Annotated in this window: 2 protein-coding genes and 1 pseudogene; 2 read left to right on the top strand and 1 reads right to left on the bottom strand. The window is 61.6% G+C overall.

Translation table 11 applies throughout. The annotated features are described in order from the left end of the window. Nucleotides 1–271: pseudogene (locus tag ACH4DZ_RS44960) on the bottom strand (transposase); the annotation flags it as partial. Nucleotides 272–746: 475 nt separating this feature from the next. Between ACH4DZ_RS44960 and ACH4DZ_RS44955 the strand changes: the two are divergent. Next, nucleotides 747–2,420: a hypothetical protein gene (locus tag ACH4DZ_RS44955; protein ID WP_398295605.1), complete on the top strand. Its 1,674-nt coding sequence runs from the start codon at nt 747–749 to the stop codon at nt 2,418–2,420. A 133-nt stretch (nt 2,421–2,553) separates the two neighbouring features. Then, nucleotides 2,554–3,963, top strand: a complete 1,410-nt coding sequence (locus ACH4DZ_RS44950; protein WP_398295604.1) for a hypothetical protein — start codon at nt 2,554–2,556, stop codon at nt 3,961–3,963. Nucleotides 3,964–4,324: the final 361 nt, after the last annotated feature.

The following is a 4,324-nucleotide window of genomic DNA, read 5'->3' as shown; positions in this document are numbered from 1 at the left end:
TGAAAACGCTCACTGACTGCGACCTGGCAGTTCGCCCGTTTGCCGACCGCTCCGCAGTACTGGCGGGCCACCCCGACCGAGGTCTGCCGCACCTGGGAAACGATACGTCGTCGATCACCCACACCTCGGGCCTGACGACTTGGGACAGCCGCTCGGCGATCCGCTGCTTGGCCGGCAGCGGATCCCACGGCGACTGGTTCACGAACTGCTGCAGGGCCTGCATGTTCCCGTCCGGCAGACGCCCGGCCATCGGCTGGATCGACAGCGGGCGCGGCACGACCCCCTCGCCGAGCGAGGCGGTGTACATCTCCTTCGCGCATTCGACGGCCTTCTCGTCCCTGCTGACAGCACACGGCCGCGCATCGCGCGTGCCGGACGGCCCCTTTCGACGCCCGATTGGTCGGTGGTACTTGATCACGACCGGTGTTACTCGATCATGATTCGCGCGCCGCTGGCTACCGCTCTGCCTCCGGACGCCCCCCATCGTGTAGCGCGCCTTAGACGCTCACTGCCGATTAGGCACGAACCTGAACAGGGCCTTCGTCGTAGGCGGCTCGGCGTCGCCATGAGCCGGACACACATCACCATGTGAGATTTCGCGATTCACGCCCCGTGTGCCGGGGGCGGACGGTCTTTTGCATGGCCGCCACCGAGTGGCATGTTCGCCTGCGGAGTCAGTCTCCGGCATCGCAGAGGCGGAACTATGTTCGACGGCTTCCCAAGCTCGCGACGCGGAACGAGGAACGATGACACAGACGAGAACCAAAGGGGAAACGCAGTCCGCCGAGGAGGGGTGGTCTCTCGACGTCGCCGTTGTTGCAGGGCTCTTGGCCAAGGTCCGGCAGCTGAGCAGCCAGCCTGGACATGTGGTGAAGGCGCCCCCGAGCACCTACGCCTACAAGGCCGATCATCTGCGTTTCTCTGCCAAGCAGCCGACCTACGAGCAGAAGGTCACGTACGCCGAGTTCTCCCGGCTGGTCAATAGGCTGCCGGAAGGAACTCCTTCGGGGTGGAAGCACGCAGGGTTCCTCTGGGACATTTACGGAACCGTGCTCAACGCGAAGCTCGCCAAGAGCGACCTGACGCCACAGGAACAGACGAGTTACGACGAGGCCCGGAAGTACCTGTACACGGAATCGTCCGAACCCTCGGAGCACCTGAAGGACTACCGGAAGTACCGGGACGCCTACTTCCACGCGCGACTCGCCTACAGCCAAGGCGAGCAGGCCGCGAAGAACTCACACGACCCTAAAGCCATCAAGCAGTGGAAGGAGGTCGACGAACCCCGCCTGGCCGCCGCGCGTAACGACGCCCTCAGCAACTGGGAGAGTCTGGGCCACAAGGAGAAGGTCGAGGAATATCTGCAAACCCTTGCCTCCCTGGGCGCCAAGTCCCCGGCCCAGGAATGGGGGCGCTTCCGGAAGGCGTTCGACCCGGCGCGGCTGAATGACTGGTCCACAGCTCCCAACGGATCCAAGTACGCCGTCAGCCCCTTCTCGCCGGGGGACGAAGTGCTCGACAAGGAATGGCCCCGCCTGAGGGTGGGCCGTCAGGAGTTTCTCGAACTCCTCAAGTCCGGAGGCTCCGGCATCGATCCCAGTTCGGTGGACTTGCGGATCACCAGCTTCGCGTTCGACCACTGCCCCGTGGACGTCGTGCGGCCCTGGTTCGAACACCCCATGACGATGTTCGGCTCACGCGCCTGGAAGTGGTGGCGTCCGGAGGAGGAAGCTCCCCTCAGCGATGGCGGCGCACCACCCACGGGTCGCTGTCCGGCGTACGTCGAATCGGTTGCGCTGACCCGGAACATCACCGTGTACCGCACCGTGACCGGCAGAGAGAGTGACGCCGCCCACGCAGGTGTGCCGGAACTCCCGCTCTATTCGGCGCCGGTGGACGGCCGAGATGAGGAAGAGATCGACATCCGGCACACCGGCCGTCAGGAATGGGGCAACGGATACGCCCTTTCTATGGAGACGGGCCTCTACCAGCACCGGGACAACGGTTGGGAGACCAGAACCGACTGGTGGCTGCAGATCGAAAAAAGGGGAAACGAGCTGTGGTACACCGTGAATCTGGCGCCTAGCGTCCGCTGGGGATTCCTTCCCCCCGAGGCCAAGTATGAAGATGTCACCTACCAGGATCTTAAAAAGGTCCACTTCGGTAGGGACGAATTGCAGTTCGTGCAGGGCAGCGTCCTCAGCGAGGGATATCTTCTCGCAGCTACAACCCGCTCTGGCGACCTCGTCAAATGGGTGTTCTCTGCGACCGGTGAAGACTGGAACCCCAAAATCAGGTGGACCACCTATAGCAAGGCCAGCCACCAGTCCACCGCGCCCGAGACCATCTATCTCGCAGCCCTGAAGTGTCGGCTGCTACCCAAGAGTCCGGATCCCGATCCCAACCTCCCCTGGGGCTGACAGTGGCACATCGTCGCCCACCGCCTGAATCGACTGTCGGCCTTTAACCGCCCCTTCAACGCCCAGATCTGCGCGGTCATGGCCGGTGCAGTCTGACCCAAGCGACAGCCCCCCTCACGGAAAAGAGTTCACCATGGCGCCACACTCCCTCAAAGAAATCGGCGAGGCTCTGCAGAACCAGATCTTCTATGCAGTGGCGAAAGACAAGGACGCAAAAACCGACCCAGAATCATTCATCACTATGTGTATGCCCGGGCTCCCATATGAGGCGGCCGATTTCGACTTCGCCAGATTCGGATTCACAGGGAGCGCCGAAGAGATCAAAGCCCGCCAACAGGCGGCCTTCAATTTCGCCATGTTGGTCGACGTGGTGCCCAGCCACGAAGCGGTGTACGACGGTGTGGCCATCTGGAAGATCAACAGCGCCTCGCGTCTCAGTACCAAATACGAACTCATCCTGAGAAACTCCAAGGTGGCAGTAGACGAGCTCAGCCCGAACGACGAGGAGGCGCTGAAAAAAGCCCGCGCTGTGATCTTCACGGTAAAGAACGAGGGCAAGCCGAACGAGGAGATCGAGCCCACCACAAAGTACGAGAATTACCGGAAATACATGACGGCCTACGTGAAGTCCGTCATGGAGTACAACAGGAAGCGCCTTCGCCATCTCACCTGCCCCAAGGCTGAAGAGGCGCACTGGCTCCAGGACTGGCAATTCAACGGCGAGTCGTACCTCGAAGAGGTCAAAACCGCGTGGAGTGACTGGATTAGCTTCGGCTACAAGGGAAAGATCGAAGAGGCGTTCGCCACCATTGAACAGTTCACCCAGCGATCCGCAAAACAGTGGAAGCGCGAACTGCAGAGCACTTACCGGGCGAACCAATTCACCGGTCCCGCCAAGTACCCCTTCACCACCCTCACTCCGGCGAACTTCGCCAAGGGCGGATGGACAACATACTCCCTTGTGAGCAAGCAGCTGGACGATAAAAAGGTCAAGAAGTACGAAGAGTGGCAGGTGGGTGCCAGTGGTAACTGGGGATTGTGGCATGCCTCCGGAGGGGCCAAGTCGTACTCCGAGACATACACCCACGACTACAAGCTCGATGAGTTCGAGGTTGAGTTCGAAATCACCCAGGCGCAGATCGTACGCCCCTGGTTCTACCCCGAATTCCTGGAGACTCGCGGCTGGAAGATGACTGAAGGGTGGGAGAACGGCAATCTCTCCGACGGGAAAAAGCCCCCAAAGGGATACATGGTCGCCTACCCGCTCCACGTCATCTTCATCAAGGACCTGAAAATCAAGTCCAAGTCACTGGTGACGGCTCTCAAAACGGAGATCAAGAAGGTTGGGGCCGATGCGACGGTGGGGTACGGCGCCATTACCTTCCAGGGAAAGTACAACGGGGGAAAGGAGGGCTCGCACTTCACGTCCAAGTTCACCGAGGACACAGTGACCGTCAAGGGAATGCAGATCATCGCCTTCCGGAACCATCTGTTCAACGGAAAGACTCCCAACCCATCCCCCAATGTCAAGAAGTGGGAATAACCCTTGCCGGACGCGGCGTACGGGAGGAAGCCGAGCGGGCTCTCACCCGGGCTCACGGACTCGCCGCGCGAGGACACCGTCACCATCCAGTCCCGCAACCAGGTGCGCCACCTCCTGATCCTGGACGTCGACCGCGGCAATGCCGTGAGGCGGTCGGGCCTGCACTCACCGTGGTGGGCGTCCAGTAGCTTCTCGAACAGGCGACGGCATGGAACTCGCTCGTCGCGTGGGAGCTGGACGTCCCCCCGAGATCGGGCCGCGAAGAGTGCGGCCAGCGAGCGCTGCATCGGCTCGGCCACCGGCAGTTCGGCAAAGTCGTACTTCTTGAAGCCGGCCTTGGTGACCACAGTGAGCGTTTTCG

Origin of the sequence: Streptomyces sp. NPDC017991 (genome assembly GCF_044328075.1) — a bacterium.
Taxonomy (GTDB): domain Bacteria; phylum Actinomycetota; class Actinomycetes; order Streptomycetales; family Streptomycetaceae; genus Streptomyces.
This window is presented reverse-complemented; position numbering and strand designations above follow the sequence as displayed.